Genomic DNA, 17028 nt, shown 5'->3' on the forward strand with positions numbered 1-17028 from the left:
TGAACCGGCGCCGCTGGAACCGCATGCTCATCGCCCGCGGCATCACCGCCCTCGACCGGGCGAACGCCCACGCCGCCGGCCCGCCGGGCCCCTACGCGCTCCAGGCCGCCATCGCCGGGTGCCACGCCCTCGCGTACACCTACGAGGAGACCGACTGGCCGCGCATCGCCGCGCTGTACGGCCTGCTCGCGGCCCGCGCCCCGTCGCCGGTCGTCGAACTCAACCGCGCGGTCGCCGTGTCGATGGCCGAGGGCCCCGCCCCCGCGCTCGCCCTGGTCGACGCCCTCGCCGCCGAACCGGCCCTGCGCGGCTACCACCTGCTGCCCAGCGTCCGCGGCGACCTCCTGCTCCGCCTGGGCCGCACGGCCGAGGCCCGCACGGAGTTCGAACGGGCCGCGTCCCTGACCCGCAACGACCGCGAACGCGAACTGCTAACGCGCCGCGCGGGGGAGTGCGGCTGAGACGCCGTGGCCCGGCGGACCCCGCCGGGGCGCGGGGCGGGCACGCGGTCCCGACGACGCCGCGCGGGGACACCCCGCCCCGCACAGCCGCGCCGGTCAGACGCCGCTCACGTCGCGGCCCGATCCACCGGAGGCCGTACGCACCGGATGCCCGATCAGCATCGTCGGGGCCCCCGCGACCCGGGTCATGAACACCGTGGCGGCGTTCGGCCCCTCGGGCTTGACCTTCCTGCGCAGCTCCTCCGGCTCGACCGCCGAGCCGCGCTTCTTCACCGTCAGGTTGCCCACCCGGCGCTCCCGCAGCAGCGCCTTCAGCTTCTTGACGTTGAAGGGCATCCGGTCGGTGATCTCGTACGCCGTGGCGTACGGCGTCGGCACCAGCTCGTCCGCGGTGACGTACGCGATGGTCGCGTCGAGCAGCCCGCCGCCGACCTGTGCGGCGACCTCGGCGACCAGATGGGCCCGGATGACGGCGCCGTCCGGCTCGTACAGGTACCGGCCGGGCGTGCGGACCTCCGGGTCGGGCAGGCCGGTGCCGAGCAGGGTGCGCGGCCCCGGCAGCAGCGTCGCCCGCACCGCCCCCGGCGTGGCGCCGAACCACAGCACCGCCTCCTTCACGTCCCCGCCGTCGGAGATCCACTCGGCCTCGGCGCCGTCCGGCACCGCCTCGTGCGGGATGCCGGGCGCCACCTTGAGCGCGGCGGCGCGCGGTGCCGTACGGGCGGCCCGAACGGCCCAGGACAGCGGCGGCGAGTACGCCTCGGGGTCGAAGATCCGGCCCCGTCCGCCACGCCGCGCGGGATCGACGAACACGGCGTCGTACGGGGCGGTGTCCACCTCCGTGACATCGGCCTCGCGGACCTCGATCAGCTCGCCGAGCCCGAGCGCCTCGGCGTTGGCACGGGCCGCCGCGGCCGTCGCCGGGTCGCGGTCGACGGCCAGGACCCGGATCCCGGCGCGGGCCAGCGCGATCGCGTCGCCGCCGATCCCGCAGCACAGGTCGGCCACCGAGGTCACGCCCAGCTCCCCGAGCCGCCGCGCCCGGTACGCCGCCACGCTCGCCCGGGTCGACTGCTCGACCCCGTTCGGCGTGAAGAACATCCGCCCCGCGTCCCCGGCCCCGAACTTCGCCACCGCCCGCTGCCGCAGCCGCGCCTGGCCGAGCGCCGCCGACACCAGCCCGGCCGGGTGGTCGCGGCGCAGCCGGGTCGCGACGGCCAGCTCCCGCGCGGGGTCGGTGTCGCGGACCTCGTCGAGCAGGGCGCGGCCTTCGGGGGTGAGCAGGGCGTGGAGGGCGTCGAGGTCGTTCACCGGCCCATTGTGGGCCAGTCGGTGGATGGTGTGCCTCCGGCGCGGTGTCGGACGCGGGCGCGGGGCCCGGGGCTGCGAAGATCCGGCACCATGCGAGTAGTCGTACAAAATGACAAAAGCCGGGCATGTGGGGTGCCCCGGACGGCTTCCGGTTCCTCTCCGGGGACCCGGGTGCGCGGCGGCCTCGCCGTGCTCCTCGTCGCCGCCCTCGCCTCCGCCTGTGCACAGGACACGTCCGAGGTGCGGGGCGCCCCGGGCCGGCAGCCCGCCCAGGCGCCCCCGGCCCACGCGCCCGACACCTACGCGTCCAAGCTGCGCGCGGCACAGGCCGCCCGGGTCGCCGCGGCCAAGCGCTGGAACCTGAAGGAGGTCCCGCTGGCGGCCCCGCCGCCCCCCGCGACCAAGCCGGAGATCACGGCGCGCGAGGGCTTCGAGGTGGACGGACAGGAGGACCTTCCGCCGGTCTTCACCACCGTCCCCACCGAGGAGAAGGTCGTCTTCCTCACCATCGACGACGGCGCCGAGAAGGACCCGGCCTTCCTGCGCATGATGAGCGAGCTGAAGATCCCGTACACGGTCTTCCTCACCGACGACGAGATCAAGGACGACTACGGGTACTTCGAGAAGATGCAGGCCCGCGGGGTCACGCTCAACAACCACACCCTGAGCCACCCCTACCTGCCGGGCCTCTCCTACACGCAGCAGAAGCACGAGATCTGCGGCATGCAGGACGTCATGGAGAAGCGCTACGGCAAGCGCCCCGCCCTCTTCCGCCCGCCCTTCGGCAACTACAACCAGGACACCCTGCGCGCCGCCGCGTCCTGCGGCATCAAGTACGCGCCGATCTGGAACGAGGAGGTCTACGTCGACCACTGGGAGTACCGCGAGTGGGACCGGGACATCCACCCCGGCGACATCGTCCTCACCCACTTCCGGGGCCGGAACGACTGGGACGGCACGATGACGGACATGGTCCGCCGCTTCCTGGACCGGATCACCGGCCAGGGATACGCGGTGGCCCGGCTGGAGGACTACCTGTGAGGCGGGGGCGGTTCCGGCCGGCCGGGGCCGCCCTGGCCGCCGTACTGCTCACCGGCTGCGCCCAGTTCGCCGGCCCCGCGGGCCCTCCCACGACCGGGAAACCGGCCGGGGCGGGCGGCCAGGGCGGGCACGCGGCGCCGCCCGTCCTGGACCACGTCCGCACCACGGACCGGGTCGTCTTCCTCACCTACGACGACGGCGCCGACCGGGACCCCCGCCTCACCGCCCTGATCGGCGAACGGCGGCTCCCGGTCACCTTCTTCCTCACCGACACCGTGGCCGGACCGGCGTACGGCCACTTCGCCGGGCTGCGCTCGGTCGGCGCGAGCCTCCAGAACCACACCCTCGACCACCGCGCCCTGAGCGGCCTGCCCTACGCCGGCCAGCGCGCCGAGATCTGCGGCCAGCAGACCAAGCTCCACTCCCGCTTCGGCGTCCGCCCGCGCCTCTTCCGCCCGCCCTACGGCCGCTACGACCCGACGACCCTGCGCGCCGCCGCCGACTGCGGCATCACGACCGTCGTCCTGTGGCGCGCCGAACTCACCCCCGACGGCACCCTGACCTACCCCCGCGGCACCCCGGAACTCCACCCCGGCGACATCATCGCGGTCACGTCCCCGGAACACACGGAGACGCTGCTGCGGCAACTGGAGGCCCAGAACCTGCGGGTGGGCCGCCTGGAGGACTACGTGGGGTGAGGTTTTTCAGCCCGTCCGGCGTTTGAGGACGAGGCCGTCCAGGCCGAAGCGGGGGCCTGGGGGCGGCAGCCCCCAGCGACGCCCACACCCACTCCGGGTGCGCCAAAAACCCGGCGTCCACCCAGGAAAGTCCCCCGACGCGCCGCAGGCATTGGCACTCCGCTTGACCGAGTGCTAATCGCGGTCATAGTCTCGGTTCTGGCACTCCCCCCTGGAGAGTGCCAACACAGCGACGGGCAGGTCCGGCACCCGCGACGACGGATCGACCTGGTCGCCACCTCAGACAGTTAACCCCGTGAGATCTCCGAAGGGGGAGGTCGGATCGTGACGACCGCCAGCTCCAAGGTTGCCATCAAGCCGCTCGAGGACCGCATCGTGGTCCAGCCGCTCGACGCCGAGCAGACCACGGCTTCGGGCCTGGTCATTCCGGACACCGCCAAGGAGAAGCCCCAGGAGGGCGTCGTCCTGGCCGTGGGCCCGGGCCGCTTCGAGGACGGCAACCGTCTTCCGCTCGACGTCACCGTCGGCGACGTCGTGCTCTACAGCAAGTACGGCGGCACCGAGGTGAAGTACAACGGCGAGGAGTACCTCGTCCTCTCGGCTCGCGACGTCCTCGCGATCGTCGAGAAGTAGTTCACCCGAAGCACTTTGCTTCACAGCTGCGCCCCTGGCTCCCGCGACCATAAAAAAGCCGGGCGTCGGGGGCGCAGTGCCGTATAACCCCAAGATTTCCGGAAGAGGGCTCACGCTCCCATGGCGAAGATCCTGAAGTTCGACGAGGACGCCCGTCGCGCCCTCGAGCGCGGCGTCAACAAGCTCGCCGACACGGTGAAGGTGACGATCGGCCCCAAGGGCCGCAACGTCGTCATCGACAAGAAGTTCGGCGCCCCCACCATCACCAACGACGGTGTCACGATCGCCCGCGAGGTCGAGATCGAGGACCCGTACGAGAACCTCGGCGCCCAGCTGGTGAAGGAGGTGGCGACCAAGACCAACGACATCGCGGGTGACGGCACCACCACCGCCACCGTCCTGGCCCAGGCCCTGGTCCGCGAGGGCCTGAAGAACGTCGCCGCCGGTGCCTCCCCGGCGCTGCTGAAGAAGGGCATCGACGCGGCCGTCAAGGCCGTCTCCGAGGACCTTCTCGCCACGGCGCGCCCGATCGACGAGAAGTCCGACATCGCCGCCGTGGCCGCGCTGTCCGCCCAGGACCAGCAGGTCGGCGAGCTCATCGCCGAGGCCATGGACAAGGTCGGCAAGGACGGTGTCATCACCGTCGAGGAGTCCAACACCTTCGGTCTGGAGCTGGACTTCACCGAGGGCATGGCCTTCGACAAGGGCTACCTGTCGCCGTACTTCGTGACGGACCAGGAGCGCATGGAGGCCGTCCTGGAGGACCCGTACATCCTCATCAACCAGGGCAAGATCTCCTCCATCACGGACCTGCTGCCGCTGCTGGAGAAGGTCATCCAGGCGGGTGCCTCGAAGCCGCTGCTGATCATCGCCGAGGACCTGGAGGGCGAGGCGCTCTCCACCCTCGTCGTCAACAAGATCCGCGGCACGTTCAACGCGGTGGCCGTCAAGGCCCCCGGCTTCGGTGACCGCCGCAAGGCGATGCTCCAGGACATGGCCGTCCTCACCGGCGCCACCGTCATCTCCGAGGAGGTCGGTCTCAAGCTCGACCAGGTCGGCCTGGACGTGCTCGGCACCGCCCGCCGCATCACCGTCACCAAGGACGACACCACGATCGTCGACGGTGCCGGCAAGCGCGACGAGGTCGAGGGCCGCATCGCCCAGATCAAGGCCGAGATCGAGAACACGGACTCCGACTGGGACCGCGAGAAGCTCCAGGAGCGCCTCGCGAAGCTGGCCGGCGGCGTGTGCGTGATCAAGGTCGGCGCCGCCACCGAGGTGGAGCTGAAGGAGCGCAAGCACCGTCTGGAGGACGCCATCTCCGCGACCCGCGCCGCGGTCGAGGAGGGCATCGTCTCCGGTGGTGGCTCCGCCCTGGTCCACGCCGTCAAGGTCCTGGAGGGCAACCTCGACAAGACCGGCGACGAGGCCACCGGTGTGTCGGTCGTCCGCAAGGCCGCCGTCGAGCCGCTGCGCTGGATCGCCGAGAACGCCGGCCTGGAGGGCTACGTCATCGTCTCCAAGGTGGCGGAGCTCGACAAGGGCAACGGCTACAACGCCGCCACCGGCGAGTACGGCGACCTGGTCAAGGCCGGCGTCATCGACCCGGTCAAGGTCACCCGCTCCGCGCTGGAGAACGCCGCGTCCATCGCCTCCCTCCTCCTGACGACCGAGACCCTGGTCGTCGAGAAGAAGGAAGAGGAAGAGCCGGCCGCAGCGGGCCACGGCCACGGCCACGCCCACTGACCGCTGCGCTGAGCTGAACTGAACCGACGATGCCCGGTCCCCTACGGGGGGCCGGGCACCGTTGCTTCTGCGGCGCCGTCGTGGTTGCTCGCGCAGTTCCCCGCGCCCCTGGCGGGGCGCTTTCCTGTAGGGCGTTTTTCGACTACTGGGGTCCGTACTTGCGGCCCGTGCGCGAGCTGATGCCGCCCAGCATTCCCCGCGGCACCAGCTTCGCCGCGCCCATCAGGGTCTTGTAGCGGGGGTCGGGGATCGATACCGACTTGCCGCGGGACAGGTCCGCGAGGGCCGCCGCGACCAGTTTGTCGGCGTCCAGCCACATCCAGTTCGGGATGTTGTCCGTGCCCATGCCCGCCCGCTCGTGGAACTCCGTACGCACGAAACCGGGGCACAGCGCCATCAGGCGTACGCCGCTGCCGGCCAGGTCCTTCGCCACGCCCTGCGTGAACTGCACGACCCACGCCTTGGACGCGCCGTACGTGCCGCGCGGGACGAAGGCCGCGACCGAGGCCACGTTGACGACGCCGCCGCGGCCCCGCGCCCGCATCGCCTCCGTCGCCGCCGCGGTCAGCCGCAGCACCGCCTCGCAGTGCACCTTCAGCATCGTCAGCTCGTCGGCCATGGAGACTTCGAGAAAGCGGCCCTTGTTGCCGAAGCCGGCGTTGTTGATCAGCAGGTCGACGGGGTTCCTGCGGTCGTCGAGCCGGGCGGCCACCGCCTCGATGCCCGCGTCGGTCGCCAGATCGGCCGTCAGCACCTCGGCCTCGATGCCGTGCCGGTCGTGCAGTTCGGTCGCCTGTTCGCGCAGCCGTTTGATGTCGCGGGCCACCAGCACCAGGTCGTGCCCGTCGGCCGCCAGCCGCCGCGCGAACGCGGCGCCGATGCCCGCCGTCGATCCCGTAATCAATGCCGTTGTCATGGCGCAAGGTTATGGGCCAGGACCGGGCAGCCCTGGTGAGGCCCGGTCAGGCCCCCTGCGCCGTCAGGTACTTCCGCGCCACGGCCAGCGCCTCCGGGTGCAGGGCGTCGCCGGCGGCGAGCAGCCGGGGCAGCAGCTCCCGCTCCGTCGTCACCGCCCGGAACTGGAGCGCCACCGTCACCTCGTGGGCGGGCCGGTGCACGATCTCCACCAGGTCGCCCGCCCGTATCTCACCGGGCTCGATCACCCGCAGATACGCGCCCGGCGCGGCCTTGGCCGTGAAGCGCTTCACCCACCGCTGCTCACCCAGGTGCTCCTGGAAGGTCCGGCAGGGGATCCGCCCGCTGGTGACTTCGAGCAGCAGGTCGGGGCCGACGCGCCAGCGCTCGCCGATCAGCGCGCCGGAGACCTCCACGCCCGTCGTGGTGAGGTTCTCGCCGAACACGCCGTGCGGCAGCGGGCGGCCCAGCTCGCGCTCCCAGTCGTCCAGGTCCTCGCGCGCCACGGCGTACACGGCCTGGTCGACGCCGCCGTGATGGCGGGTGTCGCACACCGCGTCCCCGGCCAGTCCACTCGCGCCGGTCCCCTGCTGCCCGGGTGACGTCACCCGGACGGGCCCGTCGGCCGGCCGCTTGTCGATGCCGGTGACCCCGTCGGGCTGGTCGGTGTACGGCACGACCTTCGCGCGGCCCACGTTGACTGACAGAAGCTTCATGGCCGAAACGGTATGACAGCCCCCGTCAAAGCGGTGACGCGATATTCGCCGTTCGGTCAAAGGGTCGCTTATCCTCGGCGGTGTGATCGAGGCCCGTCATCTCCGTGTCCTGCGCGCCGTGGCGTCCACCGGTTCCTTCTCCGCCGCCGGGCGCGAACTGGGCTGCACCCAGCCCGCCGTCAGCCAGCAGATGAAGGCCCTGGAGGCATCCGTCGGCACGCCCCTGCTCGTGCGCACCGGGCGCGAGATGCGCCTGACCCAGGCCGGCGAGGCGCTGGTGCGGCACGCCTCCGGCATCCTCGCCGGGCTGACCGCGGCCGAGGAGGAGGTCGCCGCCATCGCGGGCCTGCGGGCCGGGCGGGTCCGCCTCGTCTCCTTCCCGAGCGGCAGTTCCACCCTCGTCCCCACCGCCCTGGCCGCACTGCGCGCCGCCCACCCCGGCACCCGGGTCTCCCTGGAGGAGGCCGAGCCGCCCAAGTCCGTCGAGCTGCTGCGCGAGGGCGACTGCGACGTGGCGCTCGCCTTCCGCTACGAGGACGCGGCGGGCGTCGAGGAGTGGGACGACCTGGTCGTACGGCCGCTGCTGACCGACCGCCTGGTGGCCCTCGTGCCCGAACGGCACCGGCTCGCGCATGACGGCGCGGAGGCCGCCGGCGGCAGTGTGGCCATCGGGGAGCTGGCCCGGGAGCCCTGGATCGCCGGCTGCCCGCGCTGCCGCGGTCAACTGGTCGAGGTCTGCGAGGGCGCCGGCTTCACCCCCCGCATCGACTTCGCGACCGACGACTATCCGGCGGTGTTCGGCCTGGTCGGGGCCGGGCTCGGGGTGGCCGTCCTGCCGCAGCTCGCCGTCGAGTCGGTACGGCCGCGGGGGGTGCGCACGGTGGCGCTGGAGCCGGAGGTGCGGCGGGAGATCGTCGCGCTGACGCTGCCCGACCTCGCCCAGGTGCCCGCGGTGCGGGCGACGCTGGACGAGCTGGCGCGTGCCGCCTCCGGTCAGACCGCCGGGCACTGAGCGGCACGCCCGCGACGCCGGGAAGACGCCCAAAAGAGAGGCACGCGTGTGCGTGCCCTGGCCCCCGTTGGTTGTCGGCGCGCTATTCGGAAAAACGTTCCTTCAGTGGTGTGCGGCGGCGTCCCCGCCGACCGACGCCGACGCCGGCGCGGATGCCGCCACCAGGCGGTTGCGCGCCCGGCCCATCAGTTCCTCGCGCTCGTCCTCGGTCAGTCCGCCCCACACGCCGTACGGCTCGCGCACCGCCAGTGCGTGCGCCGCGCACTCCGCGCGGACCGGGCACCTCATGCAGACCTCCTTGGCCGAGTTCTCGCGAGCGCTCCGGGCCGCACCGCGTTCGCCCTCCGGATGGAAGAAGAGCGAGCTGTCCACCCCGCGACAGGCAGCAAGGAGCTGCCAGTCCCACAGGTCCGCGTTCGGTCCGGGAAGGCGGGAGAAATCTGCCATTGCGTGACCCCTTGTAGCCGATCTGGGTGGATCCGGTGTCCACGACCGTACAACTACGATCTAAGGAGATGAAAATATGACTCATTGCGAATCTAGCCGCAGACACCAGCGAAGTGGAAGAAAAGCGGCTAAATGGGGCATCGCTTGTGATGAAAGCGGGTGGGTCAGCCGCGCATGTCTGCACCGTGAACGCGCCCTCACGTAGAGTGCCGAAGACGACACACAGCCCCGTAACTCTTTCGAGTGACCGTCGTTGAGAGTGCGGAGGCGGTTGAAGGAACAGGTGCTCGGGCGGGCGTCCGGGACGGTCGACCGCACAGGTGAGATTTCGTACCAGCCTGGAGGCTCAACGTGACGCGCATCAGCTGCGGAGGACGGCCATGACTTCCGTCCTCGTCTGCGACGACTCCCCGCTTGCCCGAGAGGCGCTCCGCCGCGCGGTCGCGACCGTGCCCGGCGTCGAGCGCGTGACGACGGCGGCCAACGGCGAGGAAGTCCTCCGCCGCTGGGGCGCCGACCGCTCGGACCTGATTCTGATGGACGTGCGCATGCCCGGCCTGGGCGGCGTCGAGACCGTGCGGCGCCTGCTGTCCGCCGACCCCGGTGCGCGCATCATCATGCTCACCGTCGCGGAGGACCTGGACGGCGTCGCCCTCGCGGTCGCCGCCGGCGCCCGTGGGTATCTGCACAAGGACGCCTCGCGCGCCGAGCTGCGCGCCACCGTCACGCAGGCCCTCGCCGACCCGACCTGGCGGCTCGCCCCGCGCCGGCTGCGCTCGGCCGAGATGGGCGCCGCGCCCACGCTCACCGCGCGTGAGATCCAGGTCCTTGAGGGCATGAGCCACGGCCGCTCCAACGCGGAGATCGGCCGCGAGCTGTTCCTCTCCGAGGACACCGTCAAGACGCACGCCCGGCGGCTCTTCAAGAAGCTCGGCGCCTCGGACCGGGCACACGCGGTGGCGCTCGGTTTCCGGTGGGGCCTCGTCCGATAGGAAAGCCCCGTGTGGTGGAGGCCCACAGGGCCCGACGGGGGCGCTCGGTTCCCCGCTTACCGCGAGGTGGGCGGGGGTGACAAGCCGACCCGCCGGGTGCCCGCTGCTCGTTTCGCCGCGGATGACGCATCCTTGAGGTGTGGAGTTCCTCGGGGACGAGTCGGTCGAGCGGAAGGGGAGGGCGCAGGGGATGAGTTCCGGCGCACCTGCTCATAACGCTTCGGTGCACAACAACGGGCACGGAGCCACGGATCGGACGGCCGCAAGGCACCATGGACCGATGCGTGACGACGAGGCGGCCCCTGACCAAGGGACGGTCGGCGGGCTCGTGCACCGTGCCGTCGACGGGGACGAGCAGGCCACGCACGACCTGCTCGCCCATGTCCACCCCTTGGCGCTGCGCTACTGCCGCACCCGGCTGTCCCGGCTGCCCGGCGACGCCCGGCACTTCGTCGAGGACCTCGCCCAGGAGGTCTGCGTCGCGGTGCTCCTCGCGCTGCCGCGGTACAAGGACACCGGCCGGCCCTTCGAGGCGTTCGTCTTCGCCATCGCCGCCCACAAGGTCGCCGACCTCCAGCGCGCCGCGATGCGGCACCCGGGATCGACGGCGGTCCCGTCCGACGAGATGCCCGAGCGGCCGGACGACTCGCTCGGCCCGGAGGAGCGGGCGCTGCTCAACAGCGACGCCGCGTGGGCCAAGAAACTGCTGGCCAACCTCCCCGAGAACCAGCGCGAGCTGCTGCTGCTGCGCATCGCCGTGGGCCTCACGGCCGAGGAGACCGGGCAGATGTTGGGAATGTCACCCGGGGCCGTCCGCGTCGCCCAGCACCGGGCGCTGAGCCGCCTGCGGGCGCTGGCGGAGCAGTAGCCCGCCGGGTGAACGGGCGGAGCTGTCGCTTCGTACAAAAGCACGAACGTCGCAGGGTCTCTTGATCGTGGAATGAGCCACGTCCACTTCCCGTTAGCATGGACATCCGCACCGATCAAGGCCATTTGGGGAAGGTGTCATGACTGCCAACGTCGACGGAGTGCCCGAGAAATTCGCGACACTCGGGCTGACCTACGACGACGTGCTGCTGCTGCCGGGCCCGTCGGACATGGCACCCGACGAGATCGACACCGCCTCGTACGTCTCCAAGAACGTGCGGGTCAACATCCCGCTGCTGTCCGCCGCCATGGACAAGGTCACCGAGTCGCGCATGGCGATCGCGATGGCCCGCCAGGGCGGCGTCGGCGTTCTGCACCGCAACCTGTCCATCGAGGACCAGGCCAACCAGGTCGACCTGGTCAAGCGCTCCGAGTCGGGCATGGTGGCCAACCCGATCACCATCCACCCGGACGCCACCCTCGCCGAGGCCGACGCGCTGTGCGCCAAGTTCCGCATCAGCGGCGTGCCGGTCACCGACGGCGCCGGCAAGCTGCTCGGCATCGTCACCAACCGTGACATGGCCTTCGAGAGCGACCGCTCCCGCGGGGTGCGCGAGGTCATGACGCCGATGCCGCTGGTCACCGGCAAGGTCGGCATCTCCGGCGTGGACGCCATGGAGCTGCTGCGCCGCCACAAGATCGAGAAGCTGCCGCTGGTCGACGACGGCGGCGTGCTCAAGGGCCTGATCACGGTCAAGGACTTCGTCAAGGCCGAGAAGTACCCGAACGCGGCCAAGGACGGCAAGGGCCGGCTGCTGGTCGGCGCCGCGGTCGGCGTCGCCGGGGACGCCTTCGAGCGCGCCCAGGCGCTGATCGAGGCGGGCGCCGACTTCATCGTCGTCGACACCGCGCACGGCCACTCCCGTCTGGTCGGCGACATGGTCGCCAAGATCAAGTCGAACTCGGCCGGCGTGGACGTCATCGGCGGCAACATCGCCACCCGCGACGGCGCCAAGGCCCTCATCGACGCCGGCGTGGACGGCATCAAGGTCGGCGTCGGACCCGGCTCCATCTGCACCACCCGCGTCGTCGCCGGCATCGGCGTCCCGCAGGTCACGGCCATCTACGAGGCGTCGCTCGCCGCCAAGGAGGCCGGGGTCCCGGTCATCGGCGACGGCGGCCTCCAGTACTCCGGCGACATCGCCAAGGCCCTGGTCGCGGGCGCCGACACGGTGATGCTGGGCTCGCTGCTCGCGGGCTGCGAGGAGTCGCCGGGCGAGCTGCTGTTCATCAACGGCAAGCAGTTCAAGTCGTACCGGGGCATGGGGTCGCTCGGCGCCATGCAGACCCGCGGCGACCGCAAGTCGTTCTCCAAGGACCGCTACTTCCAGGAGGGCGTCGCCTCCGACGAGCAGCTCGTCCCCGAGGGCATCGAGGGCCAGGTGCCCTACCGCGGCCCGCTCTCCTCGGTCGTCCACCAGCTGGTCGGCGGCCTGCGCCAGTCGATGTTCTACGTCGGCGGCCGGACCGTGCCGGACCTCCAGGACAACGGGCGGTTCGTGCGGATCACCTCCGCCGGCCTCAAGGAGAGCCACCCGCACGACATCCAGATGACGGTCGAGGCACCGAACTACAGCCGCAAGTAGGCACCACGCCTTCCGAGGGCGGTCCCGGACATGGTCCGGGACCGCCCTCGCGCCGTGTCCGAAGGGGACATCGGGGATACTGGAAGGCGCTGCAACGCATCAGGGAAAGGCCACAGACGTGACTGAGATCGAGATCGGGCGCGGCAAGCGCGGCCGCCGGGCGTACGCCTTCGACGACATCGCCGTCGTCCCCAGCCGCCGTACGCGGGACCCGAAGGAGGTCTCGATCGCCTGGCAGATCGACGCCTACCGCTTCGAGCTGCCGTTCCTGGCCGCTCCCATGGACTCGGTCGTCTCCCCGGCCACCGCCATCCGCATCGGCGAGCTGGGCGGCCTCGGCGTCCTCAACCTGGAAGGGCTCTGGACCCGGCACGAGGACCCGCAGCCGCTACTCGACGAGATCGTCGGCCTCGACGCGGACACCGCGACCCGCCGCCTCCAGGAGATCTACGCGGCTCCCATCAAGGAGGAGCTGATCGGGCAGCGCATCAAGGAGGTCCGCGACTCCGGCGTCGTCACCGCCGCCGCGCTCTCCCCGCAGCGCACCGCCCAGTTCTCCAAGGCCGTCGTGGACGCGGGCGTCGACATCTTCGTCATCCGCGGCACCACGGTCTCGGCGGAGCACGTCTCCGGTTCGCACGAGCCGCTGAACCTGAAGCAGTTCATCTACGAGCTGGACGTCCCGGTGATCGTCGGCGGCTGCGCCACCTACACCGCCGCCCTGCACCTGATGCGCACCGGCGCCGCGGGTGTCCTCGTCGGCTTCGGCGGCGGCGCCGCGCACACCACGCGCAACGTGCTGGGCATCCAGGTGCCGATGGCCACCGCGGTCGCCGACGTGGCGGCGGCTCGGCGGGACTACATGGACGAGTCCGGCGGCCGGTACGTGCACGTCATCGCCGACGGCGGTGTCGGCTGGTCCGGCGACCTGCCCAAGGCCATCGCCTGCGGCGCGGACTCCGTGATGATGGGCTCGCCGCTGGCCCGCGCGACCGACGCGCCGGGCAAGGGCAACCACTGGGGCATGGAGGCCGTCAACGAGGAGCTGCCCCGCGGCAAGAAGGTCGACCTCGGCACGGTCGGCACCCTCGAGGAGGTCCTCACGGGCCCGTCCCACACCCCGGACGGCTCGATGAACTTCTTCGGCGCCCTGCGTCGCGCCATGGCCACGACGGGCTACAGCGAGCTGAAGGAGTTCCAGCGCGTGGAGGTCACCGTCGGGGACTCGCAGCACCGGCGGTAATCACCCGGACGGCGTACGGAGGGGCCCGGAGCGACAGCTCCGGGCCCCTCCGCGTGCTCGGGCCCCGCTCAGAGGCGGTGCGCCGCACCCGTGGGCGTCGCGCCCCGGGTGTCCAGCAGCAGCTGGGCCTTCACCGACAGGCCCTGGAGGTCGTACGTGCGGTGCTGCTGGAGCAGGATCGTCAGGTCGGCGTCGGCGGCGGCCTCGTAGAGGGAGTCGGCGCGGGGGACCGGGCGGTCCAGGACGTTCCAGGACGGCACGTGCGGGTCGTGGTAGCTGACGGCGGCGCCCATCGACATCAGGCGGGTCGCGATCTCCTCGGCCGGGGTGCCCTGCTGGTCGGCGAGGTCGGCCTTGTAGGTGACGCCGAGGAGCAGCACGCGGGCGCCGCGCGCCGACTTGCCGTGCTCGTTGAGGAGGGCGGCGGCGCGCTGGACGACGTAGCGGGGCATCTGCTCGTTGACCTGCTGGGCCAGCTCCACCATGCGCAGGCTGCGGGGGGCGCTGCCGGTCAGGTCCTGCGGGACGGAGTGGCCGCCGACGCCCGGGCCCGGGCGGAATGCCTGGAAGCCGAACGGCTTGGTCTCCGCGCAGCGCAGGACGTCCCACAGGTCGACGCCGAGGTCGTTGCAGAGGACGGCCATCTCGTTGACCAGGGCGATGTTGACGTGCCGGAAGTTGGTCTCCAGGAGCTGGACCGTCTCGGCCTCGCGGGGGCCGCGCGCGCGGACCACCTTGTCGGTGAGGCGGCCGTAGAAGGCGGCGGCCGACTCGGTGCAGGCGGGGGTGAGGCCGCCGATGACCTTCGGGGTGTTGGCCGGCGTGAAGTCGCGGTTGCCCGGGTCGACGCGGCTGGGGGAGTAGGCGAGGTGGAAGTCGCGGCCGGCGCGCAGTCCGGAGCCCTCTTCGAGCAGGGGGCGCAGGAACTCCTCTGTCGTGCCCGGCTGCACGGGTGACTCCAGGATCACCGTGGTGTGGGGGCGCATATGGGCGGCCAGGGTGCGGGCCGCGGCCTCCACCTGGCCGAGGTCGAGGCCGCCGTCCGGGCTCTGCGGGGTCGGCGCGCAGATGACCGCGGTGCGCACCCGGCCCAGCTCGGCGGGGCCGGCCGGGGTCCTGAAGCCCCCCGCGAGCATGCGGCGCAGTTCGGCGGGGGTGAGGGGGCCGGGCTCGGGTCCGGTCTTGTAGCCGAGCGTGGGGATGCCGGCGGCGACGGCGGCCTGGGCCAGGGGCAGGCCGTACGGTCCGAGTCCGATGACGGCGAGATCTGCGGGCATGGCGTGGGCCGTCCTTCCCAGTAGCCGAAGCGGGACAGGCGCGCAAGCCCGGTGGACAGGATGGGCGAGCACAACGTCAGACTAGGAGTAAATATGACCGATTTGTGGGATTGGTCGGCCGAGTCTCGGCGAGTGTCGACGTCTGTGAGTGCCGGCGGTGACTCGCGGGAAAGTTGTCCACAGGCTGGGGGCGCGTGGTGGCTGAAGTCGGGCAACCCGGTCAGAATCTGGGCAGGGGGTACACGGACCCGGGCTTCGCCGAGGGGTGCGGCCGACGCGACCGACAGCGGGAGGCAGCAGTGAGGACAGCGACACTGGGGCCGGCGCAGCGCGCCGAGGCACTCGCGGCCATGGCCGAGCGTGAACTGGACGTGCTGGTGATCGGCGCGGGCGTGGTCGGCGCGGGCACCGCGCTGGACGCCGTGACGCGCGGCCTGTCCACCGGTCTGGTGGAGGCGCGCGACTGGGCCTCGGGCACCTCCAGCCGGTCCAGCAAGCTGATCCACGGCGGCCTGCGCTATCTGGAGATGCTCGACTTCGCCCTCGTACGGGAGGCGCTGAAGGAGCGCGGACTGCTGCTGGAGCGGCTCGCGCCGCATCTGGTGAAGCCGGTGCCGTTCCTGTACCCGCTCCAGCACAAGGGCTGGGAGCGGCTGTACGCCGGCTCGGGCGTGGCGCTGTACGACGCGATGTCGATGGCCCGCGGACACGGCCGGGGCCTGCCGACGCACCGGCACCTGAGCCGGCGTCACGCACTGCGCGTCGCACCCGCCTTGAAGAAGGACGCGCTGGTGGGCGCCCTCCAGTACTACGACGCGCAGATGGACGACGCCCGCTTCGTCACCACCCTGGTGCGCACGGCCGCGGCGTACGGCGCGCAGGTCGCCAACCGGGCGCGGGTGACCGGCTTCCTGCGCGAGGGCGAGCGCGTGGTCGGCGCCCGCGTCCAGGACGTCGAGGGCGGCGGCGAGTACGAGATCCGCGCCCAGCAGGTGGTCAACGCGACCGGGGTGTGGACCGACGACACCCAGTCGCTGGTCGGCGAGCGCGGCCAGTTCCACGTCCGCGCCTCCAAGGGCATCCACCTGGTCGTGCCCAAGGACCGCATCCACTCCACCACCGGGCTGATCCTGCGCACCGAGAAGTCCGTGCTGTTCGTCATCCCCTGGGGCCGGCACTGGATCATCGGGACCACCGACACCGACTGGGACCTCGACAAGGCGCACCCGGCCGCCTCCAGCGCCGACATCGACTACCTGCTGGAACACGTCAACTCGGTGCTGTCCGTGCCGCTCACCCGCGACGACGTCGAGGGTGTGTACGCGGGGCTGCGCCCGCTGCTGGCCGGCGAGTCCGACGCCACCAGCAAGCTGTCGCGCGAGCACACCGTCGCCCACCCGGTGCCGGGGCTGGTCGTCGTGGCGGGCGGCAAGTACACGACGTACCGCGTGATGGCCAAGGACGCCGTGGACGAGGCGGTGCACGGACTCGACATGCGCGTCGCCGACAGCGTCACCGAGGAGACGCCCCTGCTCGGCGCCGAGGGCTACCAGGCCCTGTGGAACGCGCGAGCGCGCATCGCCGCACGCACCGGCCTGCACGTGGTCCGCGTGGAGCACCTGCTCAACCGGTACGGCGCCCTGGCGGAGGAGCTGCTGGAGCTCATCGTCGCCGACCCCACCCTCGGCGAACCCCTGACCGCCGCCGACGACTATCTGCGCGCCGAGGTCGTCTACGCCGCCTCGCACGAGGGCGCGCGGCACCTGGACGACGTGCTGACCCGGCGCACCCGCATCTCCATCGAGACCTTCGACCGGGGCACCCGCAGCGCCCGCGAGGCCGCCGAGCTGATGGCACCGGTCCTCGGCTGGGACAAGGACCAGATCGAACGCGAGGTCCAGCACTACGAGAAGCGGGTCGAGGCCGAGCGGGAGTCGCAGCGCCAGCCCGACGACCTGACGGCCGACGCGGCCCGGCTCGGGGCGCCCGACATCGCGCCGAGGTAGGCGGGCACCCGGGTACA

Annotated in this window: 16 protein-coding genes; 11 read left to right on the forward strand and 5 right to left on the reverse strand. The window is 71.8% G+C overall.

The window, feature by feature from the left end:
- Positions 1-461: RNA polymerase sigma factor (locus GTW67_RS06800; RefSeq protein ID WP_524539752.1), on the forward strand; the 461-nt coding region annotated here is incomplete at its 5' end.
- Between the two features lie 96 nt (positions 462-557).
- Here the strand turns inward: GTW67_RS06800 and GTW67_RS06805 are convergent.
- Entirely contained in the window at positions 558-1772 is a 1215-nt protein-coding gene (locus GTW67_RS06805; RefSeq protein WP_161163896.1) for a THUMP-like domain-containing protein, read from the reverse strand.
- Between the two features lie 90 nt (positions 1773-1862).
- Between GTW67_RS06805 and GTW67_RS37510 the strand changes: the two genes are divergently transcribed.
- The 4 genes from GTW67_RS37510 to groL all read left to right on the forward strand — a co-directional run bounded on the left by GTW67_RS37510 (position 1863) and on the right by groL (position 5890).
- Positions 1863-2813 carry a polysaccharide deacetylase family protein gene (locus tag GTW67_RS37510; protein ID WP_161163897.1) on the forward strand — a complete coding sequence of 317 codons (951 nt, stop codon included), beginning with the start codon at positions 1863-1865 and terminating at the stop codon, positions 2811-2813.
- Positions 2810-3511 carry a polysaccharide deacetylase family protein gene (locus GTW67_RS37515; protein WP_161163898.1) on the forward strand — a complete coding sequence of 234 codons (702 nt, stop codon included), beginning with the start codon at positions 2810-2812 and terminating at the stop codon, positions 3509-3511. Before GTW67_RS37510 ends, GTW67_RS37515 begins: the two co-directional genes overlap by 4 nt.
- A gap of 324 nt (positions 3512-3835) precedes the next feature.
- Positions 3836-4144, forward strand: a complete 309-nt coding sequence (groES, locus tag GTW67_RS06820; RefSeq protein WP_010986397.1) for a co-chaperone GroES — start codon at positions 3836-3838, stop codon at positions 4142-4144.
- A 120-nt stretch (positions 4145-4264) separates the two neighbouring features.
- A complete protein-coding gene (gene groL, locus GTW67_RS06825) occupies positions 4265-5890 on the forward strand; it encodes a chaperonin GroEL (RefSeq protein WP_161163899.1) in 1626 nt (541 codons plus the stop codon).
- Positions 5891-6032: 142 nt separating this feature from the next.
- Here the strand turns inward: groL and GTW67_RS06830 are convergent, their stop codons facing one another.
- Positions 6033-6806, reverse strand: coding sequence for an SDR family NAD(P)-dependent oxidoreductase (locus GTW67_RS06830; protein ID WP_161163900.1), 774 nt, complete (start codon positions 6804-6806; stop codon positions 6033-6035).
- Between the two features lie 46 nt (positions 6807-6852).
- Positions 6853-7521 (reverse strand): MOSC domain-containing protein, encoded by a 669-nt coding sequence (locus GTW67_RS06835; protein WP_161163901.1) that lies wholly within the window; start codon positions 7519-7521, stop codon positions 6853-6855.
- A gap of 82 nt (positions 7522-7603) precedes the next feature.
- On the opposite strand from GTW67_RS06835, the gene GTW67_RS06840 reads away from it, so the two are divergent.
- Positions 7604-8533: a LysR substrate-binding domain-containing protein gene (locus GTW67_RS06840; protein ID WP_161163902.1), complete on the forward strand. Its 930-nt coding sequence runs from the start codon at positions 7604-7606 to the stop codon at positions 8531-8533.
- A 102-nt stretch (positions 8534-8635) separates the two neighbouring features.
- On the opposite strand, the gene GTW67_RS06845 is transcribed toward GTW67_RS06840, so the two are convergent.
- Positions 8636-8980, reverse strand: coding sequence for a WhiB family transcriptional regulator (locus tag GTW67_RS06845; protein ID WP_161163903.1), 345 nt, complete (start codon positions 8978-8980; stop codon positions 8636-8638).
- A gap of 380 nt (positions 8981-9360) precedes the next feature.
- Between GTW67_RS06845 and GTW67_RS06850 the strand changes: the two genes are divergently transcribed.
- The 4 genes from GTW67_RS06850 (at position 9361) to GTW67_RS06865 (ending at position 13728) form a co-directional block, all read left to right on the forward strand.
- Complete coding sequence (locus tag GTW67_RS06850; RefSeq protein WP_003948568.1) at positions 9361-9972, forward strand: response regulator transcription factor; 612 nt, start codon at positions 9361-9363, stop codon at positions 9970-9972.
- 280 nt (positions 9973-10252) lie between these two features.
- Positions 10253-10840, forward strand: a complete 588-nt coding sequence (locus tag GTW67_RS06855; protein ID WP_019329587.1) for a sigma-70 family RNA polymerase sigma factor — start codon at positions 10253-10255, stop codon at positions 10838-10840.
- A gap of 139 nt (positions 10841-10979) precedes the next feature.
- Complete coding sequence (gene guaB / locus GTW67_RS06860) at positions 10980-12485, forward strand: IMP dehydrogenase (protein WP_161163904.1); 1506 nt, start codon at positions 10980-10982, stop codon at positions 12483-12485.
- 118 nt (positions 12486-12603) lie between these two features.
- Positions 12604-13728 (forward strand): GuaB3 family IMP dehydrogenase-related protein, encoded by a 1125-nt coding sequence (locus tag GTW67_RS06865; protein WP_161163905.1) that lies wholly within the window; start codon positions 12604-12606, stop codon positions 13726-13728.
- A gap of 68 nt (positions 13729-13796) precedes the next feature.
- On the opposite strand, the gene GTW67_RS06870 is transcribed toward GTW67_RS06865, so the two are convergent.
- Entirely contained in the window at positions 13797-15005 is a 1209-nt protein-coding gene (locus GTW67_RS06870) for a nucleotide sugar dehydrogenase (protein ID WP_161163906.1), read from the reverse strand.
- 299 nt (positions 15006-15304) lie between these two features.
- Between GTW67_RS06870 and GTW67_RS06875 the strand changes: the two genes are divergently transcribed.
- Entirely contained in the window at positions 15305-17011 is a 1707-nt protein-coding gene (locus GTW67_RS06875; RefSeq protein ID WP_161163907.1) for an FAD-dependent oxidoreductase, read from the forward strand.
- Positions 17012-17028: the final 17 nt, after the last annotated feature.

The organism is Streptomyces sp. SID5910 (assembly GCF_009862125.1).
GTDB lineage: Bacteria > Actinomycetota > Actinomycetes > Streptomycetales > Streptomycetaceae > Streptomyces.

What these genes read in the sequence shown, in the direction of transcription:
- GTW67_RS37510 (WP_161163897.1), top strand. Translation starts at nt 1,863, where the DNA reads ATGCGAGTAGTCGTACAAAATGACAAAAGCCGGGCATGTGGGGTGCCC.
- groL (WP_161163899.1), top strand. Translation starts at nt 4,265, where the DNA reads ATGGCGAAGATCCTGAAGTTCGACGAGGACGCCCGTCGCGCCCTCGAG.
- GTW67_RS06830 (WP_161163900.1), bottom strand. Translation starts at nt 6,806, where the DNA reads ATGACAACGGCATTGATTACGGGATCGACGGCGGGCATCGGCGCCGCG.
- GTW67_RS06835 (WP_161163901.1), bottom strand. Translation starts at nt 7,521, where the DNA reads ATGAAGCTTCTGTCAGTCAACGTGGGCCGCGCGAAGGTCGTGCCGTAC.
- GTW67_RS06845 (WP_161163903.1), bottom strand. Translation starts at nt 8,980, where the DNA reads ATGGCAGATTTCTCCCGCCTTCCCGGACCGAACGCGGACCTGTGGGAC.
- GTW67_RS06850 (WP_003948568.1), top strand. Translation starts at nt 9,361, where the DNA reads ATGACTTCCGTCCTCGTCTGCGACGACTCCCCGCTTGCCCGAGAGGCG.
- GTW67_RS06855 (WP_019329587.1), top strand. Translation starts at nt 10,253, where the DNA reads ATGCGTGACGACGAGGCGGCCCCTGACCAAGGGACGGTCGGCGGGCTC.
- guaB (WP_161163904.1), top strand. Translation starts at nt 10,980, where the DNA reads ATGACTGCCAACGTCGACGGAGTGCCCGAGAAATTCGCGACACTCGGG.
- GTW67_RS06870 (WP_161163906.1), bottom strand. Translation starts at nt 15,005, where the DNA reads ATGCCCGCAGATCTCGCCGTCATCGGACTCGGACCGTACGGCCTGCCC.